Source organism: Nosocomiicoccus massiliensis (assembly GCF_000438455.1).
In the GTDB taxonomy this organism is placed as follows: domain Bacteria; phylum Bacillota; class Bacilli; order Staphylococcales; family Salinicoccaceae; genus Nosocomiicoccus; species Nosocomiicoccus massiliensis.
The window spans coordinates 24350-41236 of sequence record NZ_CAVG010000053.1 but is presented as its reverse complement, the minus strand read 5'-3'; the positions used below and the strand labels follow the sequence as shown (position 1 = coordinate 41236).

Annotated in this window: 14 protein-coding genes and 1 pseudogene; 14 read left to right on the top strand and 1 reads right to left on the bottom strand. The window is 36.8% G+C overall.

The window, feature by feature from the left end; all coding sequences use genetic code 11:
• Nucleotides 1-171 precede the first annotated feature (171 nt).
• The 7 genes from TJ68_RS02640 (at nucleotide 172) to TJ68_RS02615 (ending at nucleotide 7198) form a co-directional block, all read left to right on the top strand.
• The gene (locus TJ68_RS02640; RefSeq protein ID WP_040928581.1) at nucleotides 172-3225 is read left to right on the top strand and encodes a type I restriction endonuclease subunit R; all 3054 of its coding nucleotides are present in this window, start codon (nucleotides 172-174) and stop codon (nucleotides 3223-3225) included.
• A 3-nt stretch (nucleotides 3226-3228) separates the two neighbouring features.
• Nucleotides 3229-3915, top strand: a complete 687-nt coding sequence (locus TJ68_RS02635; protein ID WP_202898282.1) for a DUF4357 domain-containing protein — start codon at nucleotides 3229-3231, stop codon at nucleotides 3913-3915.
• Between the two features lie 103 nt (nucleotides 3916-4018).
• Complete coding sequence (locus TJ68_RS02630; protein WP_040928580.1) at nucleotides 4019-4837, top strand: metallophosphoesterase; 819 nt, start codon at nucleotides 4019-4021, stop codon at nucleotides 4835-4837.
• 105 nt (nucleotides 4838-4942) lie between these two features.
• Nucleotides 4943-5809 carry a hypothetical protein gene (locus TJ68_RS02625; protein ID WP_040928579.1) on the top strand — a complete coding sequence of 289 codons (867 nt, stop codon included), beginning with the start codon at nucleotides 4943-4945 and terminating at the stop codon, nucleotides 5807-5809.
• A gap of 93 nt (nucleotides 5810-5902) precedes the next feature.
• Nucleotides 5903-6067 carry a hypothetical protein gene (locus TJ68_RS08360; RefSeq protein ID WP_155974670.1) on the top strand — a complete coding sequence of 55 codons (165 nt, stop codon included), beginning with the start codon at nucleotides 5903-5905 and terminating at the stop codon, nucleotides 6065-6067.
• Nucleotides 6068-6163: 96 nt separating this feature from the next.
• Nucleotides 6164-6631, top strand: a complete 468-nt coding sequence (locus TJ68_RS02620) for a DUF1307 domain-containing protein (protein ID WP_040928578.1) — start codon at nucleotides 6164-6166, stop codon at nucleotides 6629-6631.
• A 99-nt stretch (nucleotides 6632-6730) separates the two neighbouring features.
• Nucleotides 6731-7198, top strand: coding sequence for a DUF1307 domain-containing protein (locus tag TJ68_RS02615; RefSeq protein WP_162138445.1), 468 nt, complete (start codon nucleotides 6731-6733; stop codon nucleotides 7196-7198).
• A 46-nt stretch (nucleotides 7199-7244) separates the two neighbouring features.
• Here the strand turns inward: TJ68_RS02615 and TJ68_RS02610 are convergent, their stop codons facing one another.
• The gene (locus TJ68_RS02610; RefSeq protein ID WP_040928576.1) at nucleotides 7245-7673 is read right to left on the bottom strand and encodes an acyl-CoA thioesterase; all 429 of its coding nucleotides are present in this window, start codon (nucleotides 7671-7673) and stop codon (nucleotides 7245-7247) included.
• A 606-nt stretch (nucleotides 7674-8279) separates the two neighbouring features.
• Here TJ68_RS02610 and TJ68_RS02605 point away from each other — a divergent pair.
• The 7 genes and pseudogenes from TJ68_RS02605 (at nucleotide 8280) to TJ68_RS02575 (ending at nucleotide 16863) form a co-directional block, all read left to right on the top strand.
• The gene (locus TJ68_RS02605; RefSeq protein WP_040928575.1) at nucleotides 8280-9893 is read left to right on the top strand and encodes a BCCT family transporter; all 1614 of its coding nucleotides are present in this window, start codon (nucleotides 8280-8282) and stop codon (nucleotides 9891-9893) included.
• Nucleotides 9894-9998: 105 nt separating this feature from the next.
• On the top strand, nucleotides 9999-11273 hold the full coding sequence (locus tag TJ68_RS08085; protein WP_052327264.1) for an anthrax toxin lethal factor-related metalloendopeptidase: 1275 nt from the start codon (nucleotides 9999-10001) through the stop codon (nucleotides 11271-11273).
• 112 nt (nucleotides 11274-11385) lie between these two features.
• Complete coding sequence (locus TJ68_RS02595) at nucleotides 11386-11679, top strand: metal-sensitive transcriptional regulator (protein WP_040928574.1); 294 nt, start codon at nucleotides 11386-11388, stop codon at nucleotides 11677-11679.
• Nucleotides 11680-11704: 25 nt separating this feature from the next.
• Nucleotides 11705-13846 (top strand): annotated as a pseudogene (locus tag TJ68_RS02590) (heavy metal translocating P-type ATPase); the annotation flags it as partial.
• Between the two features lie 12 nt (nucleotides 13847-13858).
• Nucleotides 13859-14059 carry a cation transporter gene (locus TJ68_RS02585; RefSeq protein ID WP_040928573.1) on the top strand — a complete coding sequence of 67 codons (201 nt, stop codon included), beginning with the start codon at nucleotides 13859-13861 and terminating at the stop codon, nucleotides 14057-14059.
• A gap of 712 nt (nucleotides 14060-14771) precedes the next feature.
• Nucleotides 14772-16022 (top strand): hemolysin family protein, encoded by a 1251-nt coding sequence (locus tag TJ68_RS02580; protein WP_040928572.1) that lies wholly within the window; start codon nucleotides 14772-14774, stop codon nucleotides 16020-16022.
• The gene (locus tag TJ68_RS02575; protein WP_040928571.1) at nucleotides 16003-16863 is read left to right on the top strand and encodes a metallophosphoesterase; all 861 of its coding nucleotides are present in this window, start codon (nucleotides 16003-16005) and stop codon (nucleotides 16861-16863) included. The genes TJ68_RS02580 and TJ68_RS02575 overlap by 20 nt, the downstream gene beginning before the upstream one ends.
• Nucleotides 16864-16887: the final 24 nt, after the last annotated feature.

Genomic DNA, 16887 nt, shown 5'->3' with positions numbered 1-16887 from the left:
CTTACACTGCTCCCAAGTAAGAGTTTTTTCAAAAAAACATTTATTTAACAGTATTTTTATTTAGAAAAATCGTAAAAAATCTTTAGATTGCATTATTACTCTTCATAAACGTAAATTTAATTCTTTCTAATGTATAATATACTCACTAGGTATTTTATTTGGGGTGAGTGTATGAGGTTCACGGCTGAAGAGGCGATGGAGAGTCGTTTGATTGAAGAGTTGACGAAGAATGTGTCGCAGTGGACATATCGTAATGATTTACGAACTGAGGATGATTTGTGGAAGAATTTACGTCATAAGTTAAACGTAAATAATAAAGCGGTACTGAATGATGTGCCGCTAAGTGATAAGGAGTTTGAGCAGGTTAAGAACGAACTGAGTTTCCCGAACTTTTACCGTGCAGCTGAATTTTTAGCTGGTGAAAATGGGATTGCGAATGTGCGCGTTGTTCGTGATGACCCACGTGTTGGTGAAATTCGTTTAATGGTGATGAACAACCGTGATATCGCGGGAGGTTCGTCTTCTTATGAAATTATTAACCAGTATCAAGCGGGAAAGACGAGTAGTACGGATCGTAATCGTATTTTTGACGTCACGCTTTTAATTAACGGTTTACCGATGATTCATATCGAACTTAAGAATAGATCGACATCATATATGGATGCATTTAGGCAAATTGATAAGTACTCTGGTGAAGGTAAGTTTAAGGGGATATTTTCATCGATACAGATGTTTGTTGTGACAAACGGTGTTGATACACGTTATATTGCGGCAGCACAAAAAGGGAAGTTGAACTCTAAGTTTTTAACACGCTGGGTCGATGAAAATAATAAACCAGTGAATAACTACTTAGACTTTGCGAGAGATGTATTATCGATTCCACAAGCACATAAGATGGTGGGACAATATTCTGTATTAGATAGTGAGAGACGTGCAATTATTTTATTAAGACCGTATCAAATTCACGCGATTGAAGCGGTTCAAGATGCTTCTAAACTACATAAATCAGGCTATGTATGGCATACGACAGGTTCTGGTAAAACATTAACGTCATATAAAGTCGCGAGAAACTTATTACTTATGAATAGCATTGAAAAAACGATATTCATTGTTGACCGTGTGGACTTAGATCAGCAAACGGGAGATTCATTTAAATCCTATTCAGCAACTGACGTTGTGTCGATTGATGATACGGATAACGTAAATGATTTAATAAAAAAATTATATTCGCAAGACAAGACCGTCATCGTTACGACGATTCAAAAGTTAAATCACGTTATGCGTCGTTATGAAGGTAATGAGGATAGTCCAAAGTGGAAATCGATACGAGGTAAGAAACTCGCATTTGTCGTAGACGAATGCCATCGTGCAATATCACCAAAAAGGCAAATGGAAATCGAGAAGTTTTTTAGAGAATCATTATGGTATGGATTCACTGGAACGCCAATATTTGAAGAGAATGCTAAAGAAGTATTTGCCGATCTTCCACGTACAACCGAAGAGCAGTATGGAGATTGTCTCCATAAATATACTGTAAAAGAAGCGATTCATGATAAGGCAGTACTCGGTTTTCAAATTGAATATAAGAGTACATTTACAGAAGACGAATTAAGAGATCATGTTGATAGGCAGTATAACGGTACTATTACGGACTTTGATGATTTAGAACCAGTAGAACAAGAAGAACTAATTAAAAAAGAAGCATTTGAAACAATCGGTCATAAATTAACAGTTATCGACCAAATTGTTAATAAATCGCGTCATAAATTTGGCATGCATAATGAGATTGGAAAACAATATAGTGCGATATTAACGACTTCATCGATTGCGAGTGCGCAAGATTATTATCGTTTATTTAGAAAAGTGATCAACGATGAATCCGAAGTTAAAATTTCAGAACAAGTGAAGAAACGACTTCCAGATTTCCCGAAAGTTGCAATTACGTATTCTATTTCAGAAAACGAGGATCACTCGTTTAAAAATCAAGAGTACATGAAAGAATCGATGGAAGACTATAATGAAATGTTTGGAACGAACTTCACATTAGACCAAATTGGTGCGTATAACAGAGACGTAAACCATCGTCTTGCGAGAAAACAAGACAAGTATAAGTTCAGAGAAGAGCAGTTAGACTTAGTCATTGTTGTAGACAGATTATTAACAGGATTTGATGCACCGAGTTTAGCTATTCTATTTATGGATCGTTATCCGATGCCACCGCATCATTTAATACAAGCTTTTTCTAGAACGAATCGATTATATGATGAAGGTAAAAAATACGGTCAAATCATGACGTTTAGAACACCATATACTTTTGAAGAAAAGGTAAAAGAAGCGCTCTTCTTATATTCAAACGGTGGAGAATCATTTGTGCAAGCACCGAAATGGGAAGAGGCGTTTGATAGTTTTAAAGAAGCGTTCGATGAATTAATGCATATTGCACCAAATCTAGAAAGTATCGATTTATTAACAGAGATTACGAGTAAGAAGATGTTTGCAAAAGCATTCCAAGCGTTTGATAAGAAGTTCCAAGAACTACAAGTATACTCTGACTACACTGAGGAAATCGCTGAACAATTTGGAATTACGAATGAGAAGCTGGAAGACTACACTGCGAAATATAACAACATAATCGAGGAAATTAAGGCAGATAAAGGCGATGACGATGAGGACGACGATATTGTAATCGACATTGCATACGAAATAAACTCCGTTTCAAAAGATACAGTCAACCATGAATATATATTAGGGTTAATTCAAAGCGTGATGGAAAGTCGTGTGAATCACGATGAGCCAGAAGAACGCGTCGAGACAAAGCAATCAGAAATTGAATCATACATTTCAGATTTAATACAGTCGAACGAAAAATTAGGACATCTCGTAGAAAAACTTTGGAAAAATATTAAACAAAACCCAGAGAAGTATAATAAAGGTGATGTCATGATTTTATTTGAACAACTAAAAGAACAAGAGAAAGAAACAGTCGTCAAAGAATTTGCGTATAAATACGCGCTAAATGAAAATGATTTAATGTTTGTCGTCGATAACTTTAGAGTATCTTCAGATAATCAAATCGGCGAAAGAGATCTAATAGACTCAGGGGATTATCAGACGTATAAAGCGCGTAATGATGATGCTGCAAAACGGTTTAGATATCAAAGAGTCATCAAAGAAAATTTAAAAGATACGTATGCAAAGGAAATCGCGCCACTTTATGAGAGATAAGGAGTGAGTGTAATCGATAAAGGGATTATTTACGTTATGTCGACAGCTGTCCCAGGTCTAGTCAAAATCGGTAAGACAGGCGTTGATAACTTCGAAAATCGTATGAACTTTCTTGAACGGAATGGATATTTTAACGTCGTAGCTTTAGATAGAAAGTTCGCCATTGAAGTTGAAGATTATCATGCAAAAGAAGTACTATTAGATGATATTTTTAAAAAGAGTAAAGTTTCTAATTCAGAACTTTATGCTTTAGATATTGATCTAGTCATTCAATTACTTTCATCATTTGAAGGAAGACAAGTATTTCCTAAAGAAAAGTCTAAAGAAGAGACATTTGATGATGCAACTAAAGAAGTAGAAATGAAAAGAGACACTTCACTTATCCCTGATGGTGAATACGTATTAAATAGAAGAGTAAGAGGTTTCGGTGAAGTAAGGGGTATAGCTCGTGTTGAAGACGGTGTCTTTACAGTGTTAAAAGGAAGCCTTTGTGCACCGGATGGAGATACCTCACATTTAAATGAAACAAGAAGACTCGCGCATATAGTTGATAATATTTTACAAGAAGATGTCATTTGTACGTCACCATCAACAGCAGGCTTTGTAATTATCGGCAACCAAAATAACGGCTGGATGGAATGGAAAACCCGTGATGGAAAACCATTAGATATATTTAGAACTAAAAAATAATATATTCAGAAGCTAACATTCAGTTAGCTTCTTTTTCATTTCTGTAATTTTTTATCGTATCTCTGCTACACTATCCCTATATACATTTTTGGAGACGATGTTTATGAAAATTGGTGTGATTTCTGATTTGCATGTCGATAGATATCATAATGATGAAATTAACGAAACGGTCTTTTTACGTGAGGTTTCGAATGAGGTGCGCCGTCTTGCGCTAGATTTACTCGTTATCGCCGGAGATATTTCAAATGATCATAAAGAATCACAACGATTCACTCAAGCAGTTGAAGATATGACGGGTGTGAAGGTGCTTTTTATCCCCGGGAATCATGATTTTTGGAATGCGAGCGGTGATGATAAGTCGTCGTGGGAGATTTATGATTATTTTAAGCACCAACCGAATTCTCTTTTAGAAAACCCTTATATCATTAATGATGAGTGGGCGATTGTTGGGAGTCCTGGGTGGTATGATTATTCGTTTGCGAGCGAGAGATTTTCTTATGAGGAGCTAGAGCGCCGAACGTTTAAAGGTGGTCATTGGCAAGATAAGTTTTATGTAGATTTTAAAATCTCGGATATTGATGTAGCGAATTATTTTGCAGAACTTACAAAAAAAGATCTTGAAAAAGTGAAAGATAAAAAAATTATTCTTGTCACACACGTTGCGACGAATAAAAAATTTAGAGTCCCAATGCCGCATAAAATATTCGATTATTACAATGCGTATATGGGTACAACGAAATATGACAATTTCTACAATGAATATGATATTCAATATAGCGTTTCAGGCCATATTCATTTTCGTCATAACTTTATAGAGAATGGCGTCACATATATATGTGCGTGTCTCGGTTATAGAAGAGAATGGAGAACGAAAGATATCACAAAAGAGATACGTGATGCGATGTATGTCATTCAAATCTAAAACGAGGAGGACTATTTTCTTTTAAAGAGTGTGTAAACTCGCTAATTCTATTTAAAAAATAAAAACGCTTAAAAATTTGAGTATTTTAGAAAGAGGTAAGTAATCATGAAAGCGAAGTTATTATTTTTATCAGCTGCTATAGTGATGTTAACTGCATGTCAGTCACCAACCGATGACAAAACCGAAGATACTTCAACTGAAAAAGAAGAAACGACTGAGGAAACGACTTCGGAAGATACGTCAAAAGAAACTGAAAAAGATGAAGAAAAAGAAAATAAAAGCACTCAAACAGATACGCTAGACAAAGGCACAACTCAAGGTGAAGTGACAACAGAACACTATTCGAACGTTGTTGACGGTATTGAAGTAGACATTGAACTTACCGCAGATAAAGAAAACAATATACTGTTAACAGTTCACCAAGTTGAAAAAATTCCATACGAATACTACGACTTAAAAAATGAAGAAGAAGCCGATCAGCTCGTTAAAGATGAAAATGAGTACCAAAAAGAGAAGCTTAGAAACTTCCCAGATGATATCGCAAGATTTACAGTAGAAAACCATCCAGAAGAAAAAATGTTAGTGATCGACAAGTTCTATGACTATTCAGATCCAAAATACGTCCAACAATATGTAGCAGACGGCATTATTGAAGGCGAAGGTACTGAAGAAACAGTGGACTATGAACTTTATATCGAGAGCTTAAAAGATCTTGGAGTAATCGAAGATGACTCTGCTTCAAACTCTAAGTTAGATAAAGAAGCACTAAATGAAAAAGCACTTCTCGTCGTTGATAAAAAAGATGTTGAGAAATACGACAAGTATTATTATGAAGCAAGTAATGATGTAGAAGATTTTTATAAAATGTATGTCGTAGATACTGAGAAAGATCAAATACTCTATGAAGTACAGATGTCTGAAGTTGCATACAAAGATATAAATGTTGAAAATAAAAAGATGCAGAACAATTGATACGAAGAAAAGAGTAAAGAGTTTGAAAAAGCATTAAACGGAGTTCCTAAGGATATAGCAAGTGTTGAAATTGTTAACGATGAAGAAAGTGAAATGATAAAAGTTTTCCACATCCTAAACTACGATTCTCCTGAAAATGTTAAAGCATTAGCAGATGCGAATGTAGTAACGGCAGGTTACAATGGTACAGATTTTGTAAGCCATTCACAAACAGTAGAAACTCTTAGTAAATCGGGTGGCTTGAAAGAAGTAAAATAAGATGCGGTAATACTGAAAAAGGATAAGTTCTTCTGGACTTATTCTAATACATAATATTTAATTGTATAATAGAAACAATAAAGGGAGTTTTTAATAATGAAACTAAGAACGATACTATTATCTTTAATGGTTATAGTACTTGTTGCATGTAATAAAGGTCCATCAGAACACGTGTTTACAGGGACGATTGACGACATGGACGTTCAGTCAACAGTAGTCGTTGAAGGTGACGATATACAGTCAGAACATCTCGTATATGAATTGTCTTATGAAGCAGGCGGTATCGAAGATGACGATCAAGCAAAAGAAGCTGCAGACGTTCAAAGAGAAGCATATGAAAAACTTGCAAGTAATGCACCCGACGGAGCTGTTAAAGTGAATGTCGAAGTAGATGAAGAAAAACAAGCAATCATCATGACATTTGACTTAGATTATACAACGCCAGAAAATGTTCAAGGGTTAATTGAAGTTGGCTTCCTTGATGGTGATAAATCAGCGTCAACAGTAAGTTTTAAAGAAACGAAAGAACAATACGAAGCAGACGGTCTAAAAGAACAGGAATAATTGATTGTGTGTGTTTTATCAACAGCGTTATAGCTGTTCGTATATGAGCAAATTATGTTACGATATAACACGTACAATGTTAAAAGGTATGTGCTTATATTGAAAATTATTAAAATAATAACTCTACTCGCTCTAGTGCTCGTGCTCACTGCATGTGTGTCTACAAAAAAGTCCGTATTTACCGGAACCTTTGAAGAGTACGATCGTACAGTGACAGTCACCCACAAAAATAATGCGGTGACAAAAGAAGTGTACGAAACGACAGCTCCTTTAAAATATTGGGGTTATGACACAAAAAAAGACGCGAGAGAGTCATTACAAGATGAAAAACAAAAACTTAAAGAAAAATATGAAAAATTACCGAGAGGTACTGTGAAGTTTGACTTTGCAGTAAATAGTGATGATACAATCACTCAAAAGATGGTCATCCTTTATGATGATAAAAAACTCCGCGCACTCATTAAAGAGGGCATCGTAGACGAACGCGCTGAAATGAGTGACGGAAAAATCAGTTTTAATAAGCATAAATTCATTTTCGAACGAAATGGTTTAACGCTAGAAGAATAAAACACGTGCGTCTCAACATAGAGACGCACGTGTTTTTTGATTTCTATTATTTTACTTTTATTTCTTCGTACTTATTAAACCATTCAGGATATGCCTTTTTAAAGTTTACTGGACGAAAACCAGTTTCTGTCTTTTTACCGACGATACATGTCACTTCACCGTCTGCACACGTTTCACGCGCTTCATTGACGATTTCAAAACCATACGTCACGCGTATTCCAGTGTTCTTTTCGACCCACGTGCGTACAAATGCACGGTCGCCGTATATAATCGGATTTTTATACGTAATATTGACGTTGTGAATCGGTGCAACGAACCCTTCTTTTTCCATTTCAACATAACTAAACCCGAGATCTTCAATTAATTGAATTCTCCCAAGCTCTAGCCATTTTATATAATTTCCGTGATACATGACGCCCATCATATCCGTATCTGCATATAATAATTGTATTTCAGTTTCAGCAACGTATGCCATATGTGTTGACCTCTTTTCGGTTATAAAAATAAATTTGGATATTTATAATATTATCATATCGAAATTTAAGGAGTGATGCTTTAAAAAAGAACGAAGTATGAGTTCTCTGGACTCTTTCGATGTTAAGTATCTTATAATGGCATGTTATAAAATTACAAATATTTTTAATTAATAAAATAGTATACTATTACATAAGTACATAAATCAGAATTTTAAAAAATATTATTAAGGAGATGATTTCGATTTTTAATTTTTATTATCTCATCAGCACTATTATTTATCTCATTATTTTAACTTACGCTCATTATTCATCGCCAGAAGGTATAAAACCTTCATTTTACATACCTGTTACAATAATTTTTATGTTAATTACTTTATTTCTACACATCAAAAATAAGCATCAGAGAAGAGAATAAAACACGTGTGTCTCACATAGAGACACACGTGTTTTCTAATGTTCTTTATTATTTTACTTTTATTTCTTCGTAATATCGAAATTTAAGGTATGATGCTTTAAAAAAGAACGAATTAATAGTGTTTCTTGACTCATCCGTTGTTATATGTCTTATAATGGTATGTTATAAAATTACAAAAGGAGAGAAAATTTTGACAGACAATGAAGGTAAACGGTTAACAAATGTATTTAAAGTTTCTGTAGTAGTCGTAATTCTACTTGTATTGATAGGTGTAGTTTTCCCGGAGGAGTTTGGAAATGTTGCTGGAAAAATAGCGAATGCAATTTCAGTCAATCTCGGTTGGTACTATATGATCATTATGACAGGGTTTATCTTTTTCTGTATCTTTTTATCGCTCAGTCCTATCGGAAAATTAAAGCTCGGCAAGCCCGATGAAAAGCCAGAATTCAGGACGATTTCTTGGTTAGCGATGTTATTTAGTGCAGGAATGGGAATTGGTTTAGTGTTCTATGGTGCATCTGAACCAATTAGTCACATGGTGAACCCCTCAACTGGTGAAGGTGGAAAAGATCAAGCACTCGAAGCAATGCGTGCGACGATCATGCACTGGGGGATTCACGCTTGGGCAGCGTACGGAGTAGTTGCGCTTGCATTAGCTTATGCAGCATTTCGTAAAGAGGAGAATGGTCTAATCTCTAAAACATTACGTCCAATCTTTGGAGATAAGGTGGATGGATGGCTCGGAACAATCATCGATGTTCTCGCAGTCTTCGCCACAGTTGTTGGTGTTGCGGTATCACTTGGTGTCGGTACGCTTCAAATTAATGGGGGACTCACGTACTTATTTGGAATTCCAAACGGATTCTCCATTCAACTTATCATTATTATTATTGTTACAATTCTCTTTTTACTCAGTGCATATACTGGATTATCTAAAGGGATTCAATTGTTAAGTAATACTAATATGGTGCTTGCAGGAATTCTATTTTTAATTGTATTAATTGTAGGGCCTACACTTGCGATTTTCACAATGATGACTACGTCAACAGGGGTCTATTTACAAGAATTTATGTATCAAACTTTAGACTCAGGTTTTAATAACCCTCAGAAGTCTCAATGGTTGCAAGACTGGACGATTTACTACTGGGGTTGGTGGTTAAGCTGGACGCCATTCGTAGGTGTATTTATTGCACGTGTATCTCGAGGGCGTACAATTAGAGAATTTGTCCTAGCGGTTATGCTCGTACCAACATTAATTGCGATTGTTTGGTTTAGTGTTTTTGGTACGACAGGAATGAGTATCGCATTACAATTCCCAGGCATAGCAGATCTTGCACCAGAAGAGCAGCTATTTGCGATATTCGATAAGCTACCACTTGGTACGTTACTATCAGTGATTGCGATTTTCCTAGTTGCAGTATTCTTTATAACGAGTGCAGACTCAGCCACATTCGTTCTCGGTATGCAAACATCTAATGGATCATTACAACCATCGACAATTATGAAAGTTATTTGGGGTATTTCTTTATCTGCAATTGCAGTTGTATTACTACTTGCAGGGGGAGAAGAAGCACTTAGTGCGATTCAGTCTGCTGCGATTATTGCCGCATTACCGTTTAGTGTCGTCATAATTTTAATGGTAATTGCCTTCTTTAAAGATGCAAATAACGAACGTAAATACCTCGGTCTAACAATTCGTCCAGACGAAAAGCAGATGAAAGAGTATCTATCAAGAACGCCACAAGAGCATAGTCAAGATATATTAGACTATATCGATGAAACTAGCGACCAAAAGGGTATATAAAAGGAATCAACATAAGTTGGTTCTTTTTTCTTTGTCAAAATTTACACACCACCAGTGATGACTTGAAGTAGTTATGGTACTATTGACGTAACTAGGAGTGAGGCAATGCGTACGATTAAAAAGATTTTGCTATCTTTTTTACTCATACCGGCTGTGCTACTGTCACCGATGACAGCAGTCGCAAATGAAACGTCGGTCAGCCCGTACTTAATGGATATGATCGATGTACGATTAAGTGAAAATAGTGAAGAAAATGAAACACATGTGAATAACATCATCAGTCGATTAAATCGAATTGATCCGCGTATTTTAGAAAACGTGCATGCGAGTGGCGTCACGTTAATACTGTCGGACTTGCCGATGACTGAATTCCCGGAGTTTAGTAATTTAAAAGGCGTCGTACCCCGCGGACATACCGATACGTGGGATAATATACCGGGACTTGGAGGCTTCCAGTCGTATGTAAGAGTTGGAGCCAGTGAACCCGGTATTAAAAATAATCATGGTGACGTCAATTTAGAGTTACATGAATTCGGACATATCGTCGACAGCTTTTTAGTAGACGGGACGACGATATCTAACAAAGAAGAATTCGTTCAAATTCATGCTGAAGAACATGAAAAAATGTTTCCAGGGCAACCGTATTTTAAATACGTTGAAGAATATTTTGCAGAAAGTTTTGCGTATTATTATTTAAGCCAAGACACACGAAATATATTATCGTCACGTGCACCAAAAACGGCAGCGTTTTTAGAAAATATGCACCATAAAATATTTACGATTACTGAAGTAAAGAGCGACGGTTTTTCATTATCTTGGGATGATTATAACGGAGAATATTATAACGTAATCGTGAACGGTTCTGTCGTTAAAACGACGCAAGATTTAACAGCAGTCGTTGATGGACTCGAGCCGAGCACGCTTTACGAAGTTGCTGTAGAAGTGCGCGATAAAAACGACAATGTCATCGACAAAACGTACGTCGAATCGATTTATACAACGGCAAAAGCGGACGTCGATACAGATCGTTTAAGTGCGTTACTCGTCGAAGTTGGAAAAGTGTCTGAGAGTAATATTACGCCGGAGTTAAGGGAAGCGAAAAAAGAAGCAGCGAGTATTTTACAACGCATCGTGAATGAAGATATCTCACAAGAAGAAGTCGACGCTGCAACGTCTAACTTAAGTGATGCGTATCAAATCTTCCAGCCACGAATTATGGAGAAAAATATTCAAGGTGAAGAAAATACGTTCACAAGTGAAACCTCACACGTCAAAACGATGCCAAAACATACGACATGGATCGTCATTTTAAGCGTCTCAGTCGTACTTCTTATATTAGCAATCGTTTATTTATATTACTCAGGTCGAGAAGAAGATTAAAAACAGTTACGATTTTTCGTAACTGTTTTTTTGTTTTTCTAGTATTTCATCTACTTGACGTATACCCGTATAGGGTATATAATGCAGATATAAATGATTGCGAGGTGACGACGTGGAAAGAGAGAAAACAATTCGACACGATGAAGAAAAGACGAAACTTATCAATCGTTTGAGTCGTATTGAAGGACAAGTACGCGGTGTGGAACGTATGGTAGAAGAAGATCGGTACTGTATGGATATATTAATACAAATTCGTGCGATCGAATCTGCACTCCATAACGTTGGACTTGAAATTACTGAACGCCACATGAAACACTGCGTGACAGATGCAATTCAAACAGGTGAAGGTGACGAATATATCGAAGAGTTAATGCGTATTTTAAAACAATTTTCAAAAAGTAGGTGAGTGAATGAGTGAGAAAAAAGAAACGCTAAATATTACCGGGATGACGTGTGCGTCGTGCTCATCTCGTATTGAAAAAGTGTTAAATAAAATGGACGGAATAGAGTCAGCGTCTGTGAACTTAACGACAGAAAAAGCGACTGTTTCTTATGATAATAATAGCGTGACAACTGAAGATATTATTAAACGCATTCAAGATATTGGATTTGACGCGACAACGTTCACCGAATCAGATAATAGAGATAAAAAACAAGAACATGAACGTTTAAAGCTAAAAGTGATTATTAGTGCGATTCTTTCTGCACCACTTGTCGTTACGATGCTCGACCACTTATTTGGTATACCTCTACCACATATATTTATGAACCCGTGGTTCCAACTTGCATTCGCAACACCAGTTCAATTCATTATCGGATGGCAGTTTTATAAGAGTGCATATAAAAATATAAAATCTTTAAATGCAAATATGGATGTTCTCGTCGTAATGGGAACGTCTGCAGCGTATTTATTTAGCTTGTATGAGACGTACCGATGGTTAAAATTTGGTACAGAACCACATTTATATTTTGAAGCCTCCTCAGTCATCATTACGTTAATTTTATTTGGACGATATTTAGAAGCGCGTGCCAAAACAGAAACGTCTGGTGCGATTTCAAAACTATTAGACATGCAAGCACGTGACGCTCGCATCATTCGTGACGGTAAAGAAGTTATGGTAAAAGTCGAAGAAGTTAATGTCGGAGACGTGTTACGTATTAAGCCTGGAGAAAAGATCCCAGTAGACGGTGAAATAATTAGAGGGATGACGTCGATCGATGAATCGATGTTAACAGGAGAATCGATTCCGGTTGAAAAGTCAGAAGGTGACGAAGTCATTGGTGCGACGGTCAACGAAAACGGAACGATCGATATGCGTGCGACAAAGGTCGGTAAAGACACGACGTTACAATCGATTGTAAAAATCGTTGAAGACGCTCAAGGTGTCAAAGCACCAATTCAACGTATGGCAGATGTCATTTCGAACTACTTTGTACCAATAGTTATCGGGATTGGTATTATTACTTTTATCGCTTGGTATTTCATCAGTGGAAACATCGAACAAGCAATCGTCGCAAGCGTATCCGTATTAGTCATCGCGTGTCCATGTGCGCTTGGCCTTGCAACACCGACATCGATCATGGTCGGAACAGGTAAAGGTGCAGAACACGGGATTCTATTTAAAGGTGGAGAACATCTTGAAAAGACACATCAACTCGACACGATTATATTAGATAAGACTGGAACGATTACTAATGGTACTCCAGAAGTGACGGATTATACAGGGAGCGCAGAGACGTTACGATTAGTCGCGAGTGCGGAAAATCATTCTGAACATCCACTTGCGAATGCGATTGTAAAATTTGCAAAAGATGAAAAACTCGACCTCGCGGCAGTTGACGCGTTTTCAGCAGTACCGGGGCACGGTATAGAAGCGACAATTGAAGGGAAAGACGTGTTAGTTGGATCACGGAAATTGATGCGAGATAATGGCGTTGATTTATCAGTAGCAGATGATATGGAAGTATATGAATACGACGGAAAGACAGCAATGATTATTGCAGTTGACCGTAAGTATGCAGGAACAATCGCAGTTCTTGATACAGTAAAAGAGTCAGCAAAGCACGCGATTTCTCTATTAAAAGATGATGGACTAGAAGTCGTCATGTTAACAGGTGACAATAAACGTACAGCAGAAGCGATCGCAAAAACGGTTGGTATTGACACAGTTATTGCAGAAGTCTTACCAGGAGAAAAAGCTGAAGTAGTTAAAAAATATCAACAATCGGGTAAAGTAGTAGGTATGGTCGGTGACGGCGTCAACGACGCACCGGCACTCGCAACAGCAGATATCGGTATCGCAATGGGTACAGGCACAGACGTTGCGATTGAAGCGGCTGACCTCACAATATTAGGTGAAGATTTAACGCTGATTCACAAAGCGATTTTATTAAGCAATAAAACGATAAGAAACATTAAACAAAATCTATTTTGGGCATTCGCATACAACACGCTCGGAATACCAGTAGCAGCACTCGGATTTTTAGCACCATGGGTTGCTGGAGGAGCGATGGCACTAAGTTCAGTCAGTGTCGTAACGAATGCACTTAGATTAAAACGCGTAAAATTATAGGAGTGAAGTAATATGGAAACAATCATTAAAGTAGAAGGAATGACATGCGGACACTGCAAACAGTCCGTTGAAGGTGCACTCGAAAAATTAGACGGTATAACAAGCGCTGCGGTCGATCTTGAAGCAGGCGACGTCACAGTAACACACGAAGATAACGTGACAAAAGAAGCGATGTCAGAAGCAATCGAAAACCAAGGGTTCGACGTCGTGTAATTAATGATAGCCCCCGTATCATTCGGTGATGCGGGGGTATTTTTATGCGAAGAGTCGGTGGAAGAGATTGGTGTTCGTGCGATATGTGAGGATGGACGGGGCTTTTATTCTTTTTAAAAGATAAAAAGACACTGTCTGGGCGATTTTATTAATAAAAACGCGTCGAATCTGTTAGATATATTGATTTAATTAACAGAATTTCGTGTTCTTCATCAATTTTTGTTAGATAAAAAATTATATTTAACAAAAACACGTTGCGCGAGGAAGAATATGTTAAATATATCCGGATAATTAACAAAATCGGGATATTTTTGTGAAATATATTTGGATGAAGTTGTGTTATGACGTTTAAAAGATAAAAAGACACTATCTATCCAATCTTATTCACAAAAAATAGTGTCGAATCTGTTAGATATATTGATTTAATTAACAGAATTTCGTGTTCTTGATCTATTTTTGTTAGATAAAAAATTATATTTAACAAAAACGCGTTGCGCGAGACAGAATTTGTTAAATAAACCCGGATAATTAACAAAATCGGGATATTTTTGTTAAATAAAATCCGCACAAATGCACATATTACCTTTTAGAGATAAAAACACTGGTCCTCCCTTGTTTTTCATCTCTCTAATCATCTTTCACCTCAATTATTTTATTTTCTACGCTATGTTTTGTAAAATAATAGTATTACTGATGAACGGAGTCGACGATAATGCTTATCGCCATATTTATATTGTTTTTTGTGTCGCTGTTTTTCTCTGGAAGTGAAACGGCGCTTACTGCAGCGAACCAGTTGAGGTTACAAAGTGAAGCGAATGCTGGGGACCTCCAATCAAAGAAATTACATAAGTTAGTGTCAAAGCCAAGTGAGTTTATTACGACAATTTTAATTGGAAATAATATCGCAAACCTCGTCATGCCAGTACTTCTTACGACGATCGCAATCGAGTATGGCTATAGCTTAACGGTGCTGACGATTATTTTAACTGTGAGTATTATTTTATTTGCTGAAATTTTACCGAAGTCGATCGCAGCAGCGTTCCCTGAACAAGTCGGTAAAATGGTTATGCCGATTATTAATTTATTTATATTTATTTTTAAACCGATCACAATCGTGCTGAATAAGATCACTGATCTCATTACAAATAAATTATCTAAAGGTGAAAAGGAATCTTGGACTGTCACTAAAGATGAGATTATGTCGATTGTTGATATCGCAGGTGGTGAAGGAGCGCTTGATAGAAAAGAGTCATTACGTCTTCGCGGTGTCCTAGACTTTGATACGTTAAATGTTAAAGACGTCCTTCAAACGCCGCGTACAGAAATGCATGCGATTCAAATCGATTCGACGTTCGAAGAAGTGCGAGATATTGTCATCGAAGGTATGTACACGAGATATCCAGTTTATGGTGAAGATACAGACGATATTATCGGAATTTTCCATACGAAGTATTTACTGAAGTGGTCACTTGATCCAAGTCAGCCATTTGTCGATTTTTGTGATACAGATCCGCTACGAGTTAGAGAGTTTAATAATATTGAAGAAGTACTCCTTCTTATGACGAAGCACCGTAGACATATGGTTATCGTAATGGATGAATATGGTGGAACAGAAGGGTTACTAACACACGAAGATATTATCGAAACACTTCTCGGCATTGAGATTAAAGACGAACTTGATACGACAGAGAGTGCGATCGTTCGTTATTTACGTGATGACGTTATCGTTTGTGATGGTAAAATCACGCTACACAGGCTAAACGGAATTTTCCAATCAAATATTCCAGAAGAAGAAAACACGTTATCTGGTTATTTATATTATCTATTCGAAGATATTCCGGAGCGATTTGATACGATAGAAGACGATGAAAACCGATATGAAATTTTAGTTATGGAAGAAAACACAATTCGTCTCGTACGAATTACTAAACTCGAGGTTGAAGATGAAGAAATCACGAGCTAACATATTTGCTGTTCTAACAGGGTTTTTCATCGCGCTCGGACGGTTTTTATGGGTACAAAATAAAAATATCGTTACTCGTAAAGTAACGCATGAATCATCAAAAATCCCGGCGTCATTTGACGGATTTAAAATCACACAAGTGTCAGACTATCACAACACGTATTTTGGACCAAAGGGAAAAGATTTACTTCAAGCAGTTAAAAAAACGCACCCGGATATCATTTTAGTCACAGGCGATTTAATCGACAGACGTACCCCGAAAGAAAAGCGTGGGATAGAAATGCTCGCAAGCCTTATGGAGATTGCGCCTTGCTATTACGTGACTGGAAATCATGAAGCATTTTATAAAGACTTCGAAGGTATTTACGAAAAAATCTTAAATACAGGCGTCAATAACGCATCGATGAATGATTTTTTCATCTCGCGCGACAATGACACGATAGAAATTACAGGAATTCACGATTTAAGAATTTTTGGAGATGAAGAAACAAACCCAAATATTTATAACGAATACGATGCGATGTTACATGAACGTTTAAATCATGTAGGTAAACATTTCACAATTTTACTTGCGCATCGACCAGAGCAGTTTCCGAGGTATTCAAAATACTCTGTAGATCTAATATTTAGTGGTCACGCGCACGGCGGTCAAATAAGGCTTCCAATTGTAAAGGGGTTATATGCCCCGGACCAAGGTGTACTACCTAAATTTACTGAAGGTATTCATACAAAAAATAATTCAACACTCATCATTAGCCGTGGTCTTGGGAATAGTCGATTCCCGTGGCGCGTGTTTAATCGACCTGAAATTGTATCTGTCACGTTAAAAGCAAAACAATAGGCATCACTGAAATCTATTCAGTGA

Coding starts and splice junctions, on each gene's coding strand:
- TJ68_RS08360 (WP_155974670.1), top strand. CDS start 5,903: ATGATAAAAGTTTTCCACATCCTAAACTACGATTCTCCTGAAAATGTT.
- TJ68_RS02630 (WP_040928580.1), top strand. CDS start 4,019: ATGAAAATTGGTGTGATTTCTGATTTGCATGTCGATAGATATCATAAT.
- TJ68_RS02625 (WP_040928579.1), top strand. CDS start 4,943: ATGAAAGCGAAGTTATTATTTTTATCAGCTGCTATAGTGATGTTAACT.
- TJ68_RS02640 (WP_040928581.1), top strand. CDS start 172: ATGAGGTTCACGGCTGAAGAGGCGATGGAGAGTCGTTTGATTGAAGAG.
- TJ68_RS02580 (WP_040928572.1), top strand. CDS start 14,772: ATGCTTATCGCCATATTTATATTGTTTTTTGTGTCGCTGTTTTTCTCT.
- TJ68_RS02610 (WP_040928576.1), bottom strand. CDS start 7,673: ATGGCATACGTTGCTGAAACTGAAATACAATTATTATATGCAGATACG.
- TJ68_RS02585 (WP_040928573.1), top strand. CDS start 13,859: ATGGAAACAATCATTAAAGTAGAAGGAATGACATGCGGACACTGCAAA.
- TJ68_RS08085 (WP_052327264.1), top strand. CDS start 9,999: ATGCGTACGATTAAAAAGATTTTGCTATCTTTTTTACTCATACCGGCT.
- TJ68_RS02575 (WP_040928571.1), top strand. CDS start 16,003: ATGAAGAAATCACGAGCTAACATATTTGCTGTTCTAACAGGGTTTTTC.
- TJ68_RS02620 (WP_040928578.1), top strand. CDS start 6,164: ATGAAACTAAGAACGATACTATTATCTTTAATGGTTATAGTACTTGTT.